The sequence below is a fragment of the Actinomadura darangshiensis genome, from assembly GCF_004349235.1.
In the GTDB taxonomy this organism is placed as follows: Bacteria; Actinomycetota; Actinomycetes; order Streptosporangiales; family Streptosporangiaceae; genus Spirillospora; species Spirillospora darangshiensis.
Genome location: NZ_SMKY01000164.1, coordinates 1 through 19,746, shown reverse-complemented (window position 1 = coordinate 19,746; position 19,746 = coordinate 1). Strand labels below are relative to the sequence as shown.

Below are 19,746 nucleotides of genomic sequence, written 5' to 3'. Positions count from 1 at the left end.
TCCCACCCCCACGGCGAGACAAGCGGCCCAAGGAAAGCAGCCAAGAAGAGCAGCGACAGCAGCCCCGCCCCAGCAAGCCCGCGCCGGCTCATGACGGTGTCCCGTATCGGACGCGGGGGTCGAGGACGGCGTTGACGACGTCCGAGGCGAGGCCGGACAACACGACCGTGCAGGCGGCGAGGCAGTCGATGGCGGCGACGACGTTGATGTCGCCTCGGGTGGTGGAGTCGACCAGCCACTCCCCCAAGCCGTGCCAGCCGAAGATCTTCTCGGTGAACACGCTGCCCAGCAGGAGCAGGCCCGACGCGTACGCGAAGTACGTCGTCATCGGGATGAGGGCGGTGCGCAGGCCGTGCCGCAGCAGCGCGCTGCGCCGCCGGAGGCCCTTGGCCCGTGCGGTGCGGACGAAGTCGGCGTGCAGGGCGTCCAGCATCAGGCCGCGCTGGTAGCGGACGTAGAGCGCGAGCTGGGCGAGCGCGATCGTAGCCGTCGGCAGCAGCAGATGCCGCGCCCGGTCAGCGAAGCCGGATACCCCCGGCGTGGACTCCCCCACCCAGACGAAGACCTGCATGCCCATGGCGTCATTGGCCTTGCCGGCGAAGATCTGTAACAGCACGGCCAGGACGAACACAGGGGCGGCAAGCAGCAGGCAGGACCCGGACGTGATGAGCCGATCGGCCGTCCGCCCGCGCCGGACGGCCGCGTAGGCGCCGAGGAAGACGCCCAGAACGCTCCCTGACACGGCCCCCAGGGAGACCAGCCGCAGACTTACGCCAAGACGCCGCCACAGTTCACCGTTGACCGGTGCGCCGTCCCACGTCCGGCCGAAGTCGCCGTGCAGGACGCCCCGGGCCCAGGTGAGATAGCGGTCGGCCAGGGGCGTCCGGTCGTTCAGGTTGAGCGCGCCGAGCCGGGCATCGATGACCGCCTCCGGCGGACGGGGTGCGCGGCCCTCGAAGCCGGCGCGCGGGTCGAGTGCGGTGGCGGCGAGCAGGTAGCCGAGGCTCGCGGCGAGCACGGCCAGCAGCACGCCGCTCGCCAGCCGACGCAGCAGGAACGCCGCCAATGCCCAACCTCCCGCACCACCGTGAAGTCACAGAATGCTACTGAGTGACCACGGACAGCGCAGGAGTTCGGCAAGACTTGCCCCGGCGAAGGTCAAGCCATGGCCGGTTCGCGGTCGCGGACGCCTTCGTCGCTGGTACGCGCGCGCAGGCCGCCGACGCCCAGGAGCGCGAACCCGGCGACGGCCCAGGCGCCGAGAACGGTGAGCGCCCCGGCGGCATCGGCGCCGTCGAAGAACGCCGCCGACCGCAGCAGCGTGGCCGACGCCCCCGGCGGCAGGAACTGGCCGATCGCGCCCCACGGCTGGGGCAGCAGTTCCGGTGCCGACGTGGCGGCCGAGAGCGGGTTGCCGAGCAGCAGCAGGGTGAGCGAGCCGATGCCGATCCCGGCGCGTCCGAGGACGGCGCCCAGGCCGGCGACCGTGCCGGTGACGGCGAGGACGGTCAGGGACATGACCCCGGCGAGCGTGAGGTAGGAGCCGGGCAGCAGCGACAGCCAGCCCTGCGCGAGCGCGGCGACGCCGAACCCGCCCAGCACGGCGAACAGCAGCACTCCGGCGGCGCGCCACGCGGCCGACGGGACGGCGAAGGTCAGCAGCACCGCGGCGGCGAGACCCGACATGATCAGCGGGAGTGCGAGGGCGCCGAAGCCGGCCCCGCGCGGGTCGTCGGGATCGGCGGCGACCACGTCCTGGACGGGCGCCGCGGGTGCGGCCGCCCGCTGTCCGAGCTGCGCCGCCATCGCACCGAGCTGCTGGGCGACCACCGGCGAGGCGGCGGAGGCGGTGAGGACCTTCGGGCCCGGGGGTGCCGTGACGATGGCGCCGTAGGCCTCGCGGTTCTCCAAGGCGGCCCGCGCGGCCGCCTCGTCGCGCCGGGTCTCGATGGCGAACGCGCCCGGCCGCTCGCGGTCCAGCCGGACCGCCACCGCGGCGGCCTGCGGGCCGGTCACGATGACGGGGACGTCGCGGGGCGCCATGCGCGCGACCGGCCACGAGAAAGCGGTGATCATGACGAGCTGGAGCAGCGCGGCGCCGACGGCGACGCCGACGGCGCGGATCGCGAGGGAGGACCGCATGTCCGCCTCCTAAAAAAACGAATGTCCGTTCTCTTTAACGCCGCCAGCGTCGCACCGCGTCTCCGGGATTGTCAAGAAACGAACGTTCGTTTTATATTGGCCCCATGCCGCGAGTCAGCGAGGAGCATCTCGAGCGCCGCCGCCGCCAGATCCTGGACGCGGCCCGCGCCTGCTTCATCCGCAAGGGCATCTACGAGACGTCCATGCAGGACATCTTCGCCGAGGCCGGGCTGTCCTCCGGCGCCGTCTACCGGTACTTCAAGAGCAAGAACGAGATCATCGAAGCGAACATCGCGAACGTGATCGGCGATCTCAAGAGCTTCTTCGCCGACCTCGCCGGCAGCGACCCCCTCCTGCCGGTGGACGAGGTCGTCGAGCGGCTCGCGTCCAGGGTCGCCGCCCTTTCCGGCGAGGACGGGCCGCTCCGCCTGGCCCCCCAGGCCTGGGCGCTCTCCCTCCACGACCCGGAGATCGCCGCGTACGTCGCCGACAACGTCATCGGCATCCGCGACACGTGGACCGCCTACATGCGGCGCCTGGTCGACGCCGGCCTGCTCCCGGCCGACACCGATGCCGTCGCCGCCGGGAAGACGCTGTTCTCCCTCGTGCCCGGATTCCTGGTGCAGCACCTCGTCGTCAAGGACTTCTCCCCCGCGGAACTGCGCCGCGGCGTGAAGGCGCTGACCCGCGACAGCATGTTGACTCTGCTGACCTGACCCGGCCACTTCGCGGCCCGCCGAAGTGACCCGGCGCGCCGCCGGACGAGGCCCCGCGCTGGCAGCACGATCGGCGCCGGGCCCGGCAAGGGCGCCCCCGGGACCGACACTGACCTGCGGGTTCCGTTCTCCTCGCCGGATTCCGCGGTTACCATCACGGCACGCACGTGTGCACCGGTGGACCCCGGTGTCCTCAGATGGACGCGCGATTCGGCTGCGGGACAGGGAGCTGGACGTTTTAACATTCCATTACTTTCGGGCGGGGAGCGGCTTCATGGTGACGGACGGACACGACCGCCGGGCGGGGCGCGTCGGCGTGCTGCTCGCGCTCACCGCGGTCGCGACCGTCACCGCCTCGCTCGCCATCGGCGCGAAGCTCCCGTCCGACCTGCGGATGGTCTGGTGGCATCCGGAGATCCTGGTGGCGCTCGCCTGGACGCCCGTGGGCGCCGTCCTGCTGCGGCACCGGCCGGCCCTGACGGTCGCCTGGCTCATGGTGGGCTCCGGTTTCAGCGCGTCGGTGTACGTCCTCTCGCTCAACCTCGGCCCGTGGTTCGAGCTCCACGACTGGCCCGGAGCCGGGTTCGTCACCTGGCTCGCCACGTGGCTGTGGGCCATTGACACCTACGCCCTGACACTGGTCCTGCCGTTGATCTTCCCGGACGGGCGGCTCGTGTCGCGCTGGTTCCGGCCCGTGCTGCTCCTCGCCTGCCTCGTCCCGGTGATCGTCTGCGTCCACCTGACGATCGACCCCGACGTGCGGCGGTGGCACAACGGCGTCTCGGTGTACCCGTTCGACCAGATCCCGGTGCCGATCAGCGCGGTCATCATCGCGACCCTGGCCGCCGGCCTGTTCTCGGTGGCGGTGCGGTTCGTGCAGTCGCCGCCGGACGTCCGGCGGCAGATCGGCTGGGTGGTCTATCCGGGCGTCATCGCCGAGGGGATCATCTTCGTCGGCGAGAACGGCCCGATCGGCGACCCGCTGCGCAACATCACGATCGTCGCCGTCCCGATCTGCATCGCGATCGCGATCACCCGCTACCGGCTGTACGACATCGACCTCGTGGTCAGCCGGACGCTCGTCTACGCCGGGCTCGTCGTCATCATCACCGGCGTGTACTTCGCGCTCGTCGGCACGGCGAGCCTGCTGGCGCACGGCAAGGGCACCCTCGCGGGCCTGGCCGGCGCGATCGTCGCGGGCGCGGTGTTCGAACCCGTCCGGCGGCGGCTGCAGCGCATGGTGGACGGGGTCATCCACGGCGAGCGCGACCCGTACCGGATCGCCGACCGCCTCAACCGCAGGCTGCAGACCGCCGCGGACCCGGGCGCCGCGCTCGCCGTGGCCGCCGAGGTCGCACGCTCCGCCCTGCACGCCGGCGGGGTCGCGATCGAGGTGCTGGACCGCGACGGCCGCACGATCTCGGCGGAGGACGGCGTCCTCGGCGAGCGGCCCCAGCTCATCCCCCTGGTGTGGCACGGCGAGCCGGTGGGGCGGCTGCTGTTCGGCGTCACCCGCACCCCCGACGCGCGGCTGTCCGGCGTCCTGGCCCGCAACCTCGCGGAGCTGGCCAACGCGGCGCGGCTCGCCGCGGACGTCCAGCGGTCCCGCGAGCACATCCTGCGCACGCGCGAGGAGGAGCGGCGCCGGCTGCGCCGCGACCTGCACGACGGACTCGGCCCGACGCTGGCCAGCCTCGCCATGACGGTGGACGCCGCCCGCATCACGCTGAAGACCGACCCGGAGGCGGTGGACGGGCTGCTGGAAGAGCTGCGCGCCACCATGGGACGCACCATCGGCGACATCCGGGAGCTCGTGTACGGCCTGCGGCCCCCCGCCCTGGACGACCTCGGGCTGGAGGGCGCGATCCAGGCGCTCGGCGGCGTCGTGGCCACCGGCGACGGCCCGAAGGTGGACGTGCACGTCGAGGGCGACCTGGAGCGCCTGCCGGCCGCCGCCGAGGTCGCCGCGTACCGGATCGTCCAGGAGGCGCTGACGAACGTCCACCGGCACGCGGGCGCGGGCTGCGCCGAGGTGCGGCTGTATCTGAACGGCGACCTGCACGTCACGGTCCACGACGACGGCGTGGGACTGCCCGAGCACGTGCGTTCCGGCATCGGCATGTCCTCGATGCGAGAACGCGCGGCGGAACTGGGCGGATCCTGCACGGTGGGCCCGGGGCCGAAGGGCGGCACGCTGGTCCGGGCGAGGCTGCCGGTCAACGGCGCCCATCCCTGAGCGGGACGCACCGAGTGTGACGCACCCTCCTGGTGGGAGGGCCGGTGACCGCCCCCCGCCAAGAAGGTCGCCACCGGCCCTCGGGCTCCGTACGGCTCCGGGGCTCCCATCCCGGTCCATACGGGCCATTCACCAGAGGGTGTGCAAGAAGAACGCTATGCGGTGGAAGGTCCCGGTGGTGAGGGACACTTGTCCCGATCGTTCCGGGACCCCGACGAGGGGGGCGCAAGCCCTGGTGGGAAGGGGATTCCGCCGCGTCCGACCGCCCGCTGGACGCCGTCTGGAGGCCCCCTGGAAGCCCCCTGGACGGGCCGCCGCGCCGGCGGCGGGACGCTAACCCGGCGTGCGGACGAGGGCCAGGGCCTGATCGAGCAGGTCAGGGGCGTCGTAAGGGAGCCATCGGACGCGCGGGTCGCGGCGGAACCACGACTCCTGCCGGCGGGCGAAGCGCCGGGTCGTCCGGACCGTGTCCGCCTTGGCCTCGTCCTCCGGCCACTCCCCCGCCAGGAACCGGAGCACCTGCGCGTAGCCGAGGGCGCGCCCGGCGGTCAGGCCGTCCCGCAGTCCCCGCTTCTCCAGTTCCCGGACCTCGTCGACCAGGCCCGCGTCCCACATCCGCTCCACCCGCAGGGCGATCCGCTCGTCCAGTTCGCCGCGCGGGACGCTCAGCCCGATCTGGACGACCGCGTCGTGGCGGTACCGGTGCTCGGGCAGTGTCGCGGTGAACGGGCGGCCGGATATCTCGATCACCTCCAGGGCCCGGACGATCCGGCGGCCGTTGCTCGGCAGGATCGCCTCCGCGGCCGCGGGGTCCTGGCCGCGCAGCCGCTCGTGCAGCACGCCGGGCCCGTCCTGCGCCAGCTCCTCCTCCAGGCGCGCCCGGACGGCCCGATCCGTCCCGGGGAACTCCATCTCGTCGAGGGCGGCCCGCACGTACAGCCCGGACCCGCCCACCAGGACCGGGAGCCGCCCCCGGCCCCGGACGTCCTCGATCGCGCCGGCGCTGAGCCGCTGGTACTCGGCGACGCTCGCCGTCTTCGTCACGTCCCAGACGTCCAGCAGGTGGTGCGGGACCCCGCGCATCTCGTCCGCGGGCAGTTTCGCCGTGCCGATGTCCATGCCGCGGTACAGCTGCATCGAGTCGGCGTTGACCGCCTCGCCGCCGAGCCGGAGGGCCAGCCCGACGGCCAGATCGGACTTGCCGGCCGCGGTGGCGCCGACGACCGCGAGGACCCCGGCGGGCCGCGGCCGCGGGGCGTGGGACGCATTCGATGAGGTCACGGGATTGATTGTCGCAACAGAACGGGTATAGGCGGGATGTATGGGTGTCGCGCGAGTCCGCGCGACGATGACCGAGACGAGGGATCCGGGGGGATTTCCAATGTCCATCGTCGACAAGGTGAAGCAGATGCTCGGGCAGCACCCCGACCAGGCCAAGAAGGGCACGGAGAAGGCCGGGGACATGTTCGACGAGCGAACCGGCGGCAAGCACGCCGACAGGGTCGACAAGGTCCAGGACCAGGCCGGCAACTACATCGACCGCGAAGACGGCGGCGGCGGCCGGCAGTCCTAGCCCGCGGCCGCGCCCTTTCCGGCCTGGCCGCATGACCAGCTCGCGACGAGGTAGCCGACACCGTACGGCGCCTCGTCGGCCAGGAGCTCGCCTGCGCAGCCGTCTCCGCTGACGGCCCCGGCGAGTACCTGCCATGCCGCGCGTCCGGCCGCCTGGACGTCCCGGGAGAGCCCGGGGTCCAGGTCGGCCAGGGCGGCGGCATCGGCGTGCCCAAGCGCGCGCGCCACGCCCGCGTCGTAGGGGCGCGCGCGCTCATCGAGGTATCCGGGCGCCTTCTCCGACCGGCACGCGGACCCGTCGCCCATGACGAGAAGGGCGACCCGCCCGGCAGACTCGGCGAGTTCGTGCCCGAGCGTCAGGCAGTCCTGTGGTTCGGCGTCGAAAGCGACGGCCTGATACCGCACGTCTAGGCAGGCCTCGGCCCGCTGTAGCAGCCAATGCCCGATCGTGAGGGAGAGCGGCAGCGCCTCAGCGTCGTTCTCAGGCTCGCTGGGGCTCGTCCAGCCGAGACCGTACGGCCGGAGCGTCGCGTACGCGTCCGGTCCGTACGACCGCGTCCCCGACCCGCCGCCCACCACGATCACGACGTCCCCCGCAAGGCGCCGGACGGCCCGGTCGCAGGCGGCGCGGAGCGCGTCCAGCTCCGGCGCCGCCTCCCCCGCCATCTCCGGGACGAGGATCGGCGGATGCGGGCACACCGCAGCCGTTGCGAGCACGCTGCCTCCTAGGGCGGGCCGAGGGGGGTCGACCCGATCATGCCGGAGTTCAGGGGCAGGTGGAGCAGCCCGACACGGGCTCGGCGGGCCGGGCCGGCCGCCCGACCGACGGCATTCCGAGCGAAACGCCCGTCGCCCCGTCGCCCTGCGCCTGGCGCGCCTCCCACGCGTCGCCCGCCCGCGTCCGGCGGACGGCCCGCGCGGGCTTGTCTGCGACCAGGTGGTGCGGCGCGGCGTAGGTGACCTCGACGGTGACCATGTCGCCGGGCCGGACCGGCTCCTCGGGCGCCGCGAAGTGCACCAGGCGGTTGTCGGGCGCGCGGCCGGACAGCCGGCGCGTCGCCGCGTCCTTGCGGCCCTCCCCCTCGGCGACCAGGACCTCCAGCGTCCGGCCGAGCTGCCTCTTGTTCTCCGCCCAGGAGATCTCCTCCTGGAGCGCGATGAGCCGCTCGTACCGCTCCTGGACGACCTCCTTCGGCAGCTGCCCGTCCATGGTCGCGGCCGGGGTGCCGGGCCGCTTGGAGTACTGGAAGGTGAACGCCGACGCGAACCGGGCCTCCCGCACCACGTGCAGGGTCTCCTCGAAGTCGGCGTCCGTCTCGCCGGGGAAGCCCACGATGATGTCGGTGGTGATCGCCGCGTCCGGGATCGCGGCCCGCACCTTCTCGATGATGCCGAGGTAGCGCTCCTGCCGGTACGAGCGCCGCATCGTGCGCAGCACCGCGTCCGACCCGGACTGCAGCGGCATGTGCAGCGACGGCATCACGTTCGGGGTCTCGGCCATGGCGGCGATGACGTCGTCGGTGAAGTCCTTGGGGTGCGGCGAGGTGAACCGGACCCGCTCCAGGCCCTCGACACCGCCGCACGCCCGCAGCAGCCCCGCGAAGGCCGACTGCCCGCCCGCCGTCATGGCGCGCACATCGTCGGGCGCCGCCGACAGGGCACCGAACCCGGAGCCGTAGGCGTTGACGTTCTGCCCCAGCAGGGTGATCTCCAGCGCGCCCTCGGCGACCAGCGCCTCGGCCTCGGCGAGGATCTCCCCGGGGCGGCGGTCCTTCTCCTTGCCGCGCAGGGACGGGACGATGCAGAACGTGCACGTGTTGTTGCACCCCACGGAGATCGACACCCACGCGGCGTACGGGGACTCGCGGCGCGTCGGCAGCGTCGAGGGGAAGGTCACCAGGGACTCTTCGATCTCGACCTGCGCCTCGTCCTGCACACGGGCCCGCTCCAGCAGCGCGGGCAGCGACCCGATGTTGTGGGTGCCGAACACGACGTCCACCCAGGGGGCGCGCTTGACGATGGTGTCGCGGTCCTTCTGCGCGAGGCAGCCGCCGACGGCGATCTGCATGCCGGGATGGCCGTCCTTGACCGGCCGCAGATGGCCGAGGTTGCCGTAGAGCCGGTTGTCGGCGTTCTCCCGCACCGCGCAGGTGTTGAAGACCACCACGTCGGGCTCGGCGTCCCCCGCGCGGACGTACCCGGCCGACTCGAGGAGCCCGGACAGCCGCTCCGAGTCGTGGACGTTCATCTGGCATCCGTAGGTACGGATCTCGTACGTACGGGGAGCCGTCTCCATAGGCGTACTCATGACGGTTACCAAGGGTACGGGCCCCGCGCGGCATGACGGAACGGAATACCGGCCACGCCACCTGCCTCCGATGATCACGCTCCGCCACCGCGGACCCCGTCCGACATGGGGATTCGTGATCGTATCGGTACCGCTCGGCAACTCAGCCGGTGGCGGCGATGACGTAAAGTCCGGGCGCATGACGGACAGCGAAAGCGGGCCCGACCTCACCAAGAACGGGCCGGAGGACTCCGCCCCGGAGCCGGCGACCGCCGGTGACCGGCCTCTCGTCGTGGTCGAGCACGTCAACAAGCACTTCGGCGAGCTGCACGTCCTCAAGGACATCAACCTCACCGTGGACTCCGGTGAGGTCGTCGTCGTGATCGGCCCGTCGGGCGGCGGCAAGTCGACCCTGTGCCGGTCGATCAACCGGCTGGAGCCGATCGACGACGGCACGATCCTCGTCGACGGCAAGGAACTGCCCAAGGAGGGCAAGGACCTCGCGAAACTGCGCGCCGACGTGGGCATGGTGTTCCAGTCGTTCAACCTGTTCGCCCACAAGACGATCCTCGACAACATCACGCTCGGGCCGGTGAAGGTCCGCAAGGCCGGCCGGCAGGACTCGCAGAAGCACGCCATGGAGCTGCTCGACCGGGTCGGCATCGCGAACCAGGCGAACAAGTACCCCGCGCAGCTGTCCGGCGGGCAGCAGCAGCGCGCCGCGATCGCGCGGTCCCTCGCGATGAAGCCCAAGGTGATGCTCTTCGACGAGCCGACCTCGGCACTGGACCCGGAGATGGTCAACGAGGTCCTGGACGTCATGACCGGGCTGGCCCGCGAGGGCATGACGATGATCGTCGTCACGCACGAGATGGGCTTCGCGCGCCGGGCCGCGCAGAAGGTCGTGTTCATGGCCGACGGCCAGATCGTCGAGGAGAACACCCCCGACGAGTTCTTTACCAACGCGCGCACCGAGCGCGCGAAGGACTTCCTTTCCAAGATCCTCACGCACTGAGCCGCGGGGCTCCGGCAAAGAGAGCAGAGGTAGGACGAGAATGCGAGTACGTCGTTTCGGCGCCCTCATCGGGGCGGGGATGGCGCTGTCGCTGGCGCTCAGCGCGTGCGGCAGCGACACCGAGAAGACCAAGGCCAAGACGGTCGTGCAGAAGGCCAAAGAGGACCAGAAGCTGACCATCGGCATCAAGTTCGACCAGCCGGCGCTCGGCCTGAAGAAGCCGGACGGGACCTACGACGGCTTCGACGTCGACGTCGCCAAGTACGTCGCCAAGCAGCTCGGCGTGCCCGAGGGCGGCATCACGTTCAAGGAGACGACGTCGGCCAACCGCGAGTCCTTCCTGGGCGGCGGCCAGGTCGACCTCGTGATCGCCACCTACTCCATCACCGAGGCGCGCAAGCAGCAGGTGACCTTCGGCGGGCCGTACTACGTCGCCCACCAGGACACGATGGTCCAGGCGGACAACAACGACATCAAGAAGGCCACCGACCTGAAGGGCAAGAAGCTCTGCAAGGCGGCCGGGTCGAACTCCTTCCGCCGCATCACCGAGGGCCCGCCGGACGGCAAGCTGAACATCAAGGGCGTCACGCTGGTGGACGCCAGCAGCTACTCCGAGTGCGCGAGCAAGCTGAAGTCCGGCGCGCTGGACGCGGTCAGCACCGACGACCTGATCCTGGCCGGCTTCGCCAACCAGCAGAAGGGCTCGTTCAAGGTCATCAACGACCCCTTCACCGACGAGAAGTACGGCATCGGCATCAAGAAGGGCGACACCGAGACCTGCGAGGCCGTCAACAAGGCCGTCGCCCAGATGTACTCGGACGGCACCGCCAAGGCCTCGCTGGAGAAGCACTTCGCCGGCACCGGGCTGAAGCTCGTCACGACCGCCCCGCAGCCGGAGGGCTGCGCCTGATCCCCGGCCGCGCCTGACGCCCGTCACGCCGGTGCGTCCCCGCGAGCGAGCTTCCGGGGACGCACCGGCATGGCCCGACTCACCGCTGGAACGCCATGAAACAGCTGAGCAATGTTTGACTTCAGCCCGTTCTTCGACAACTTCGACGAGATCATGCAGGGGTTCTGGGCGACCCTGCGCCTGGCGGCGGCCGCCGCGGTGCTCTCCCTGATCATCGGCACGGCGCTGGCGAGCTTCCGCGTCGCCCCGGTGCCCGTGCTGCGGGCCTTCGGCACGGGCTATGTCAACATCGTGCGCAACACGCCGCTCACCCTCGTGCTGCTGATGTGCAGCCTGGGCCTGAACGACATCCTCGCGCTGAAGTTCTCCGACACCTCGTCGACCACCTACTACTGGTGGGCGGTCCTCGGCCTGTCGGCCTACACCGGCGCCTTCGTCTGCGAGACCCTCCGCTCGGGCATCAACACGGTCCCGCTGGGCCAGGCCGAGGCGGCGCGCTCGATCGGGCTCACCTTCACCCAGTCGCTCCGCGTGATCATCCTGCCGCAGGCCTTCCGCGCGATCATCGCCCCGCTGGGCAGCGTCTTCATCGCGATGATCAAGAACACCACGGTGGCGGCCGCGGCCAGCTACGCCGAGGTGGCGCTGGTGACCAAGACCATCGTCGACAAGCCGACCTTCGCCAACGGGGTGATCCCGCTGTTCCTGGGCGTCGCGATCGGCTTCCTGATCCTCACCCTCCCGACCGGTTACTTCTTCGGCTGGCTGGCCAAGCGGATGGCGGTGGCGCGGTGAGCAAGGAAGCAACCGTCCTCTTCGACGTTCCGGGGCCGCGGGCGCGGGCGCGGAACATGCTCCTGACGGCCGTCGTGACCGTCGTGCTCGCCGTGGTCTTCGCCGCCCTGATCTGGCGCCTGTACGACAAGGGCCAGTTCGAGGAGAAGCTGTGGTCGCCGTTCACCGAGTGGACGGTCTGGCGGCACCTGCTCCTGCCCGGCCTGCTCAACACGCTGAAGGCCGCGGCCGTGGCCACCGTCCTGGCCCTGCTGTTCGGCATCGTGTTCGGCCTGGCCCGGCTGTCGGAGCACTGGTGGGTCCGGGTCCCGGCCGGGGTCGTCGTCGAGTTCTTCCGCGGCATCCCGCTGCTGATCCTGATCTTCCTGGCGTTCTTCGTCCCGAACAAGATCAGCCCGGCCATCGCCGAGTCCTCGTTCGGCCAGCTCCAGCGCCTGTCGGTGGACTACTTCTTCTCGATCTTCGGGGTGGAGAGCAACGCCGGGACGGTGACCGTGCCGGCGTTCGCCGCCGTGGTGTTCGGCCTGACGATGTACAACGGCTCGGTGCTCGCCGAGGTGGTCCGCGCCGGGGTGCTGTCGATCCCGAAGGGGCAGTCGGAGGCCGCCTACTCCATCGGCCTGCGCAAGAACGGCGTGATGCGGCTGGTCCTGCTGCCGCAGGCGATCACGGTGATGATGCCGGCGATCGTCAGCCAGATCGTCGTCCTGCTGAAGGACACCGCGCTCGGGTTCATCATCGCCTACGGCGAGTTCCTGCAGGCCGGGTTCAAGCAGGTGCCCGCGAACTACGAGAACAACGTCCTGCAGGCCGGCATCGTCGTCGCGATCATCTACATCGCGATCAACATGTCGCTGAGCCGGGTGGCGACGTGGCTGGAGGCGCGCAGCCGCCGCAGCCGCAAGACCGAGGCCAAGACCATGGGCACGGCCGGTCCGCCGCCCGCGGCCGGGGTCGGGGTCGGCGAGCAGACCGTCCCGACGATCTGACGGTCCGCTCCGCCGAAGGGCGCCGCCGGTCTCCGGCGGCGCCCTTCGCCGTCCGCGGACCGCTTCCCAGCGGTGTTACCGGCGGGTTCACCTGGGGCGGACTTGTATCTTTCCGACGTCAAACGGCCCGTCATGGCCCCAACCGATCCCCGTATGCGGGACGATTCCTGTTATGACCGCTCGTGCGACCCTCCCCTACGGCTCATGGCCTTCACCCATCTCTGCGGCCGATGTCGCCCGCGCCCGGCTGCGCCTCAGTTTCCCTACCGTCGCGGGCGATGACGTGTGGTGGCAGGAGACCCGGCCTGAGGAGGGCGGGCGGACAACGGTCATCCATCTGAAGGGCGGTCACCGCACTGAGCTGCTCCAGGCGCCCTGGGACGCCCGTACGCGCGTCCACGAGTACGGCGGGCGGTCGTACCTGCCGATCCGCACCGGCGAGGGCTGGTCGATCGTCTTCTCCAACTACGACGACCAGCGGCTCCACCGGCTCGACGAGGGCGACCCCAAGCCGTACCCGCTGACGCCCGAGCCGGCCGTCCCGGCGGGGCTGCGGTACGCCGACAGCGTCCTGTCCCCTGACGGGACGGAGATCTGGTGCGTCTGCGAGGGCCACATCGCGGCGCCGGCGGCGGAGGGCGAGGAGGCCGCCGGCGACCAGGGCACCGAGGGCATCCGGCGCGCGATCGTCGCCGTTCCGCTGGACGGCAGCGCCGCCGGTGACGCGGGCGCCATCCGCGAGCTGGTCACCGGTGCGCAGTTCTACGCCAGTCCGGCCCCGTCCCCCGGCGGCGGGCACCTGGCGTGGGTCCAGTGGAACCACCCCCGCATGCCGTGGGACGGCACCGAGCTGCGCGTGGCGGCGATCGAGGACGGCGCCGCGGTCGCGCCCTGGACCGTCAAGGGCGGCCTCACCGAGTCGGCCGTGGCGCCGCTGTGGCGCGACGACGAGTCCCTGTACGTGATCTCCGACTGGCCCGGCTGGTGGAACATCTACCAGGTCGGCCTGCACGGCGAGTCCCCGCAGGCGCTCTACCCGGCGGAGGAGGAGTTCGCGGGGCCGCTGTGGCAGCTCGGCGGGATGCCGTACGCGCTGCTCGGCGACGGGCGGCTCGCCGTCCTGCACGGCGAGGGCGAGATGCGGCTCGGCGTCTACGACACGGAGACGCTCGACCTCATCGACCTCGAGGTCCCCTACGAGCACTGGGCGGCCCAGCTGTCCACGGACGGCACGACGATCGTGGGCATCGCGGGCGGGCCCGACCTGCCGGCCTCGGTCGTGCGGGTCGACACCACGACCGGGCGCGTCGAGGGGCTCCGGCGGGAACTCGCCGAGCTGCCGGACGTCGCGTACCTTTCCAAGCCGCGTGCGGAGCGCCTCGAAGGGCCGTTCGGACGTCCCGTCCACGCCTACGTGTTCCCGCCGACGAACCCGGAGGCGGCCGGGCCGGAAGACGAGCTGCCCCCGTACATCGTGTTCGTCCACGGCGGCCCCACGGGACGGGTCTCCACGGTGCTCGACCTGGAGCGGGCGTACTTCACCAGCCGCGGCATCGGCGTCATCGACGTCAACTACGGCGGGTCCGCCGGCTACGGCCGCGCCTACCGGGAGCGGCTGCGCCGCCAGTGGGGCGTGGTCGACGTCGAGGACGCCACCGCCGCCGCGCAGGCCCTCGTGGACGGCGGCATCGCCGACCCGGCGCGGCTCGCGATCCGCGGCGGCTCCGCCGGCGGCTGGACGACGCTCGCGTCGGTCACGCAGACCGACGTCTTCAAGGCGGCCACGTCCTACTTCGGCATCAGCGACCTGCAGGGCTTCGCCGAGACCACGCACGACTTCGAGTCGCACTACCTGTTCGGCCTCATCGGGCCCCTGCCCGGCTTCGAGCGCGCCTACGAGGAGCGCTCACCGCTCAACCGGGCCGGCGAGACCGCCTGCCCCGTCCTGCTGCTGCAGGGGCTGAGCGACCCGATCGTGCCGCCGGACCAGTCCGAGCGGTTCGCGCAGGCGCTGGCCGAGAAGGAGATGCCGTACGCCTACCTCACGTTCGAGGGCGAGTCGCACGGCTTCCGGAAGGCGTCCACCGTGATCCGCTGCCTGGAGTCGGAGCTGGCGTTCTACGGGCAGACCCTCGGGTTCGAGCCGCGCGGCGTCGAACCAATCAACCTGACCATCGGCTGACGGCTCAGGGGACGATGTAGGAGTAGATGTCGATCAGCGAGTGGTCCGGCCCGAAGAACGACACCGTGTCGCCGGAGGTGTTGTTCAGGAAGCCCACGGTCAGGCCGTTGTAGTACGCGTCGGCGCGGTTCGTCCCGGGGCCGACGTAGACCCGCAGCAGGCTGCCTGGCCGGATCACGTACCCGGGGCCGATCTTCATCAGGTTGCTCGCCTGGTCGCGCAGGTAGGCGCCGCCCACGTCGATCGGGTGTGACGTGGTGTTGCGCAGCACGACGTGCTCGCCGGTCTCCGGCTGGACGTCGTCGCCGCTCGGGTTGGGGAAGACGCTGTCGACCACGACGCCGTTCGCCGCGGGGAACGGCGTCCTGCGGTCCAGGATCCGGCGGGCCGTGGCCGGGAAGTTCGACGTGACCCAGTCGTAGCCCTGGTTCGCGGCCATCGAGACCTCCGCCGGGCTGTCCACAGGGTCGCTGAACACCTTCAGCCCCTTGGCGTGCGCGCGCCCGACGTCGGCGGCGCCGGTCGCCCTCGGGTGCGCGTACACCCCGACCGTCCAGCCCGCGAGGCCGGCCAGTTCGTCGTCGGCGAGCATCTTCCCGCCGGTCAGGTAGGAGAGCTGCACCTTGGGCGCGGACGCGTGGAACTCCTTGAGCGCGGCCTGGTCGCGCGAGTGGACCTGCACCCGGTAGGCGCCGGACCGCAGCGTCGCCCCGTCGGTGAGTCTCGCCGCGTTCAGCTCCTTGGCGAGCAGCGTGGCCACGCCCGGGCTGTTGGCGGGCGACTTGAGCTCCAGGCTGAGGCCGGTCCGCCTGCCCGCGACCGACAGCAGGTCCTTCAGGGCCGGCACCCGCTGGCCCGCGTACCGCGAGCCGAACCACGACCCGGCGTCCAGCCTCTTGATCTCGGCCAGGGTGAACTGGCCGACCCGCCACGGCGACCGGTCGGGGTAGACCTGCTCCACGTCGGTCGTCCTGGCGAGCGTGTCGTCGTGGACGAGCACGATCTGCTTGTCGGACGTGAGCTGCACGTCGCCTTCAAGCACGTCCGTCTTGTCGCGGAGCGCGTTGCGGTAGGAGGCGAGCGTCTCCTCGGGCGCCTGGCCCGGCGAGCCGCGGTGCCCGACGATCACCGCGTGCTTCCGCCCGCCCGCGTGCTCAGGGGCGGCCTGGGCGGTGCTGGTGAGCGCGACGGCGGCGGCCAGCACGGCCCCGCCCCCGACGATGGCGATCTTGTCCACGATGATCCTCCCGCCGACGACTGCCTTGATCATCAGGGCGGAAGGAGGCGGGGACCAGACCCAATCGTGAACGTCCGCCGTTCAGCGGGCGAACTCGATCGCCCGCGACTCGCGGACGACGGTGACGCGGATCTGGCCCGGGTAGGTCAGCTCGTCCTCGACCTGCTTGGCGATGTCGCGGGCGATGACCTGCGCCTGGATGTCGTCGACCGCGTCGGGCTTGACCATCACGCGGATCTCCCGGCCGGCCTGCATCGCGAAGACCTTCTCCACGCCCTCGTGCTTGGCGCGGGCGATCTCCTCCAGCCGTTCGAGGCGCTTGACGTAGGCCTCCAGCGACTCCCTGCGCGCGCCCGGCCGGCTGCCGCTCACGGCGTCCGCCGCCTGGGTGAGGACGGCCTCCACCGTCCGGACCTCGACCTCGTTGTGGTGCGCCTCGATCGCGTGGACGACGTCCTCGTGCTCGCCGTAGCGGCGGGCGATCTCGGCGCCGATCAGCGCGTGGCTGCCCTCCACCTCGTGCGTGAGCGCCTTGCCGATGTCGTGCAGCAGCGTGCACCGCTTGGCGACCTCCACCGGCAGCCGCAGCTCGCTCGCCATGACCCCGGCGATGTGCGCCGACTCGATCAGGTGCTTCAGCACGTTCTGCCCGTAGGACGTCCGGTACCGCAGCTGGCCGAGCAGCGCGATCAGCTCGGGGTGCATGTCGGCGATGCCGACGTCGACGAGAGCGTCCTCACCGGCCCGGACGCACAGCTGCTCCACGTCGCTCTTGCTGCGCTCGTAGATCTCCTCGATGCGCTGCGGGTGGATGCGGCCGTCCAGGACGAGCTTCTCCAGCGTCAGCCGCCCGACCTCCCGGCGCACCGGGTCGAAGCAGCTCAGCAGCACCGCCTCGGGCGTGTCGTCGATGATGAGGTTCACGCCCGTCGTCGTCTCGAACGCGCGGATGTTGCGGCCCTCGCGGCCGATGATGCGGCCCTTCATCTCGTCGCTCGGCAGATGCAGCACCGACACGACCGACTCTGCCGTCTGCTCGCTCGCGACCCGCTGGATCGCCAGCGTCACGATCTTGCGGGCGCGCTTGTCGCCCTCCGCCCGCGCGGTGTTCTCGATCTCCCGGACGATCGGGATGGACTCCCGCTTCGCCTGGTTCTCGACCGCCGCGACCAGCTCGGCCTTGGCCTGCTCGGCGGTGAGCCCCGCCGCCCGCTCCAGCACCTTGCGCCGCTCCTCGGCGACGCCTTCGAGCTCTTCCTTGCGGGTCTCCAGCGCCTGCCTGCTCTCGGCGAGGCGGCCCTGCCACTCCTCCAGGCGGCGGACCTCGCCGTCCAGCCGCTGCTCCCGCTCCGCGAGCCGCGCCTCCCGGCGCTCCAGATCCTCCCGGACGGTGCGGACGTCGTCCCGGAGGGTCCGGCCCTCGGCGTCGAGCTCCGCGCGCGCCGTGGCGGCGATGTGCTGCGCGTCCCGCTCGGCCTGCTCCAGGAGGTCCTTGGCGTCGCGGCCGGCCCTGTTCCTGATCTCGTCGGCCTCGGTCCGCGCCAGCGCCATCTCCGCGGCCGCCTTGCCGGGCAGGCCGGGGCGCCGCAAGATCACGATCACGAGAGCGACCAGGGTCACCAGCAGCGCTGCACCCAGCAGGACGCTCTCCATGAGGCAGATCCTTCCTCGCCGCGGGCCCGTCCGGGGTACGGGCCCTGCCTAGCGAGGACTTACTCGCGCACGGATGCACGACATCGCGGGACCGCGCGCGGCGCGCCCCCGCAACCCGGCCGGATCCGGTCGACGAACGTGTCCTGTATGCCTCTCAGCTGCTGGAACGTGCTCGGTCGTATGGCAATCCGCGAGACGCGGAGTAACTCCTCACTGCCGTAACGGTAAGCGGCATGGAGGTAATGAGCAAGCAAACGGGGGGCATTCCGGACTAACCGAACGTCGGCGTGAGTGCTTCCTTACCGCCTTCCCTGACCACCGGACTCCCCCGCGACCTGCGCCAACGCCCCCGCGTCAGAGTCAGGGGACGGCCTCCCCGGGTTGACCCGCCCCGCAACTCCGGCGTGTCGCCCCGATCGGCGGCCCGAGGGCCCCTGGCGGGGAGGCGCGCCGCCGATGGATGATCGTCTGAGCGGCCCGCAGAGCCACGGGGAGACCGGACCATGCCGGTGCGACGTACGGGGAGGCCAGACCATGCTGGTGCAGCGCAACGACGACCGTCCCGAAATCCACCCGGACGCCTGGGTCGCGCCGACCGCGCACCTCGTCGGCAACGTCACCGTCGGGCCCGGATGCGTCATCGACCACGGCGCGACGATCGTGAGTTCCGGTCCGCCCGTCCACCTGGACTCGGGCGTCGCCGTGATGCCGGGCGCCGTGGTCCGCTCGGTGGGCGGCACGCACCGCCCCGCCTTTCCCGTCCGCATCGGCGCGGACACGCTCGTCGGCCCGCTGGCCGCCCTCGCCGGCTGCACGCTCGGCGCGGCCTGCTACGTGGCGACCGGCGTCATGGTCTTCCAGGGCGCGCTGGTCGGTGACGGCACTCGCCTGAGCGCGGGCAGCATCGTCCACGTCACCACGGCCCTCCCCCCGAACAGCCGCGTCGGCCTGCGCCACTACGCGGTCCCCCGTGGCGACGGCACGCCCGTCATCACAGCCGACCTGGCCGAGGCACGCCGCCTGCTGGCCGCCGCCGGCTTCTTCACCGAGGTCTTCGGCGAAGACGACCCCGATCTCGCCGCCCTCCACCGCACCGCCACGAGAACCCTCCGCGACGAAGCCCTGACTTGGACCGACACCCCCCTCTGACCCTCAACCCGCCCCAACACCGCCCGGACACGCTGATCGCGCCGCAGCACGGCCCGGACACGTTGGTCGCGGTTGGTTGCTGATGCCTCGTCGGATGCGCCGACGGTGGATGAAACTGGATGCGCGCATGCGTCCGCCGACGTCATTTCGCCTTGGGCCGGTCGTGGCCGCGGGTCAATCGAAGGGGTCGGCGGGGTCTGGGACGGCCTCCAGGTCGGCGCCCTCTTCGGCGAGGGCGTCTTTGACGACTCGGTAGGCGAGGCCGGGTGGGTAGCCCTTGCGGGCGAGCATGCCGACCAGGCGGCGCATGCGTTTGGCGGGATCGGCGCCTTGGGTGGCCCGGAGCTTGCGGGTTACCAGGGCGCGGGCGGTTGCCTCTTCTTGGGCGGGGTCGAGGGTCTCCACGGCGTCGTTGACGGTGTCGCCGGCGACGCCGCGGCGGCGGAGTTCGGCGGCGAGGGCCCGCTTGGCCAGGCCGCGGCCGGTGTGCCGGGACTGGACCCATGCCTGGGCGAACGCCTCGTCGTCGATCAGGCCGACGTCGGTGAACCGGCCGAGCACCCGTTCGGCCACGTCGTCGGGGATGTTCCTGCGGCGCAGCGCGTCGGCCAGCTGGGCGCGGGTGCGCGGCGCAGCCGACAGCATGCGCAGGCACGTCTCGCGGGCCTTCGCCTCGGGGTCGGCCGGGGCGTCCTCGTCGCGGCGGTCACCTGGGGTCTTGGTCATCGGCTCCACTCCGCGCGTCCTTCAACGCCCGTATGGCGATGGGACCGCATCGGCGGTGTCTCGATCTCGCTCAGCCGTGGCGAGCCGAACGGGGCGGGCCCGGCGATCGGCCCGGCCGCGTGGTCGCGGGGACGGGC

At 71.6% G+C, this 19,746-nt stretch carries 17 protein-coding genes; 9 read left to right on the top strand and 8 right to left on the bottom strand.

What is annotated here, in order from left to right; translation table 11 throughout:
- Positions 1-88: 88 nt before the first annotated feature.
- Positions 89-1,066, bottom strand: coding sequence for an ABC transporter permease (locus E1293_RS29250; RefSeq protein WP_132200710.1), 978 nt, complete (start codon positions 1,064-1,066; stop codon positions 89-91).
- Positions 1,067-1,158: 92 nt separating this feature from the next.
- Positions 1,159-2,142, bottom strand: a complete 984-nt coding sequence (locus E1293_RS29245; protein ID WP_132200709.1) for a hypothetical protein — start codon at positions 2,140-2,142, stop codon at positions 1,159-1,161.
- A gap of 104 nt (positions 2,143-2,246) precedes the next feature.
- On the opposite strand from E1293_RS29245, the gene E1293_RS29240 reads away from it, so the two are divergent.
- Both E1293_RS29240 and E1293_RS29235 read left to right on the top strand, forming a co-directional pair.
- The gene (locus tag E1293_RS29240) at positions 2,247-2,858 is read left to right on the top strand and encodes a TetR/AcrR family transcriptional regulator (protein WP_132200708.1); all 612 of its coding nucleotides are present in this window, start codon (positions 2,247-2,249) and stop codon (positions 2,856-2,858) included.
- A gap of 274 nt (positions 2,859-3,132) precedes the next feature.
- Positions 3,133-5,094, top strand: a complete 1,962-nt coding sequence (locus tag E1293_RS29235; protein WP_132200707.1) for a sensor histidine kinase — start codon at positions 3,133-3,135, stop codon at positions 5,092-5,094.
- A 333-nt stretch (positions 5,095-5,427) separates the two neighbouring features.
- On the opposite strand, the gene miaA is transcribed toward E1293_RS29235, so the two are convergent.
- Positions 5,428-6,375 (bottom strand): tRNA (adenosine(37)-N6)-dimethylallyltransferase MiaA, encoded by a 948-nt coding sequence (gene miaA, locus E1293_RS29230; protein WP_243716698.1) that lies wholly within the window; start codon positions 6,373-6,375, stop codon positions 5,428-5,430.
- A 100-nt stretch (positions 6,376-6,475) separates the two neighbouring features.
- Between miaA and E1293_RS29225 the strand changes: the two genes are divergently transcribed.
- Positions 6,476-6,667 (top strand): antitoxin, encoded by a 192-nt coding sequence (locus E1293_RS29225; RefSeq protein ID WP_132200705.1) that lies wholly within the window; start codon positions 6,476-6,478, stop codon positions 6,665-6,667.
- Here the strand turns inward: E1293_RS29225 and E1293_RS29220 are convergent.
- Both E1293_RS29220 and miaB read right to left on the bottom strand, forming a co-directional pair.
- Complete coding sequence (locus E1293_RS29220; RefSeq protein ID WP_132200704.1) at positions 6,664-7,383, bottom strand: class III extradiol ring-cleavage dioxygenase family protein; 720 nt, start codon at positions 7,381-7,383, stop codon at positions 6,664-6,666. The two genes, E1293_RS29225 and E1293_RS29220, sit on opposite strands and share 4 nt — an antisense overlap.
- A gap of 49 nt (positions 7,384-7,432) precedes the next feature.
- A complete protein-coding gene (miaB, locus tag E1293_RS29215) occupies positions 7,433-8,974 on the bottom strand; it encodes a tRNA (N6-isopentenyl adenosine(37)-C2)-methylthiotransferase MiaB (protein WP_132200703.1) in 1,542 nt (513 codons plus the stop codon).
- A gap of 271 nt (positions 8,975-9,245) precedes the next feature.
- Between miaB and E1293_RS29210 the strand changes: the two genes are divergently transcribed.
- The 5 genes from E1293_RS29210 (at position 9,246) to E1293_RS29190 (ending at position 14,844) form a co-directional block, all read left to right on the top strand.
- Positions 9,246-9,968 (top strand): amino acid ABC transporter ATP-binding protein, encoded by a 723-nt coding sequence (locus E1293_RS29210; protein ID WP_243716701.1) that lies wholly within the window; start codon positions 9,246-9,248, stop codon positions 9,966-9,968.
- 40 nt (positions 9,969-10,008) lie between these two features.
- Entirely contained in the window at positions 10,009-10,878 is an 870-nt protein-coding gene (locus tag E1293_RS29205; protein ID WP_132200701.1) for a glutamate ABC transporter substrate-binding protein, read from the top strand.
- A 111-nt stretch (positions 10,879-10,989) separates the two neighbouring features.
- On the top strand, positions 10,990-11,673 hold the full coding sequence (locus tag E1293_RS29200) for an amino acid ABC transporter permease (RefSeq protein ID WP_132200700.1): 684 nt from the start codon (positions 10,990-10,992) through the stop codon (positions 11,671-11,673).
- Complete coding sequence (locus E1293_RS29195) at positions 11,670-12,662, top strand: amino acid ABC transporter permease (protein ID WP_207939151.1); 993 nt, start codon at positions 11,670-11,672, stop codon at positions 12,660-12,662. The genes E1293_RS29200 and E1293_RS29195 overlap by 4 nt, the downstream gene beginning before the upstream one ends.
- A gap of 172 nt (positions 12,663-12,834) precedes the next feature.
- A complete protein-coding gene (locus E1293_RS29190; RefSeq protein WP_132200699.1) occupies positions 12,835-14,844 on the top strand; it encodes a prolyl oligopeptidase family serine peptidase in 2,010 nt (669 codons plus the stop codon).
- Between the two features lie 4 nt (positions 14,845-14,848).
- On the opposite strand, the gene E1293_RS29185 is transcribed toward E1293_RS29190, so the two are convergent.
- Together E1293_RS29185 and rny are read right to left on the bottom strand one after the other, a co-directional pair.
- Positions 14,849-16,114: a glycerophosphodiester phosphodiesterase family protein gene (locus E1293_RS29185; protein WP_132200698.1), complete on the bottom strand. Its 1,266-nt coding sequence runs from the start codon at positions 16,112-16,114 to the stop codon at positions 14,849-14,851.
- 48 nt (positions 16,115-16,162) lie between these two features.
- A complete protein-coding gene (rny, locus tag E1293_RS29180; RefSeq protein WP_132200697.1) occupies positions 16,163-17,734 on the bottom strand; it encodes a ribonuclease Y in 1,572 nt (523 codons plus the stop codon).
- A gap of 534 nt (positions 17,735-18,268) precedes the next feature.
- Here rny and E1293_RS29175 point away from each other — a divergent pair.
- Positions 18,269-18,883, top strand: coding sequence for a gamma carbonic anhydrase family protein (locus E1293_RS29175; RefSeq protein ID WP_165978441.1), 615 nt, complete (start codon positions 18,269-18,271; stop codon positions 18,881-18,883).
- Between the two features lie 174 nt (positions 18,884-19,057).
- Here E1293_RS29175 and E1293_RS29170 read toward each other — a convergent pair whose 3' ends face one another.
- Positions 19,058-19,609, bottom strand: a complete 552-nt coding sequence (locus E1293_RS29170; protein ID WP_243716697.1) for a regulatory protein RecX — start codon at positions 19,607-19,609, stop codon at positions 19,058-19,060.
- Between the last annotated feature and the right edge of the window lie 137 nt (positions 19,610-19,746).

Coding starts and splice junctions, on each gene's coding strand:
- E1293_RS29245 (WP_132200709.1), bottom strand. CDS start 2,142: ATGCGGTCCTCCCTCGCGATCCGCGCCGTCGGCGTCGCCGTCGGCGCC.
- E1293_RS29240 (WP_132200708.1), top strand. CDS start 2,247: ATGCCGCGAGTCAGCGAGGAGCATCTCGAGCGCCGCCGCCGCCAGATC.
- E1293_RS29235 (WP_132200707.1), top strand. CDS start 3,133: ATGGTGACGGACGGACACGACCGCCGGGCGGGGCGCGTCGGCGTGCTG.
- E1293_RS29225 (WP_132200705.1), top strand. CDS start 6,476: ATGTCCATCGTCGACAAGGTGAAGCAGATGCTCGGGCAGCACCCCGAC.
- miaB (WP_132200703.1), bottom strand. CDS start 8,974: ATGAGTACGCCTATGGAGACGGCTCCCCGTACGTACGAGATCCGTACC.
- E1293_RS29205 (WP_132200701.1), top strand. CDS start 10,009: ATGCGAGTACGTCGTTTCGGCGCCCTCATCGGGGCGGGGATGGCGCTG.
- E1293_RS29200 (WP_132200700.1), top strand. CDS start 10,990: ATGTTTGACTTCAGCCCGTTCTTCGACAACTTCGACGAGATCATGCAG.
- E1293_RS29190 (WP_132200699.1), top strand. CDS start 12,835: ATGACCGCTCGTGCGACCCTCCCCTACGGCTCATGGCCTTCACCCATC.
- E1293_RS29185 (WP_132200698.1), bottom strand. CDS start 16,114: ATGATCAAGGCAGTCGTCGGCGGGAGGATCATCGTGGACAAGATCGCC.
- rny (WP_132200697.1), bottom strand. CDS start 17,734: ATGGAGAGCGTCCTGCTGGGTGCAGCGCTGCTGGTGACCCTGGTCGCT.
- E1293_RS29175 (WP_165978441.1), top strand. CDS start 18,269: ATGCTGGTGCAGCGCAACGACGACCGTCCCGAAATCCACCCGGACGCC.
- E1293_RS29170 (WP_243716697.1), bottom strand. CDS start 19,609: ATGACCAAGACCCCAGGTGACCGCCGCGACGAGGACGCCCCGGCCGAC.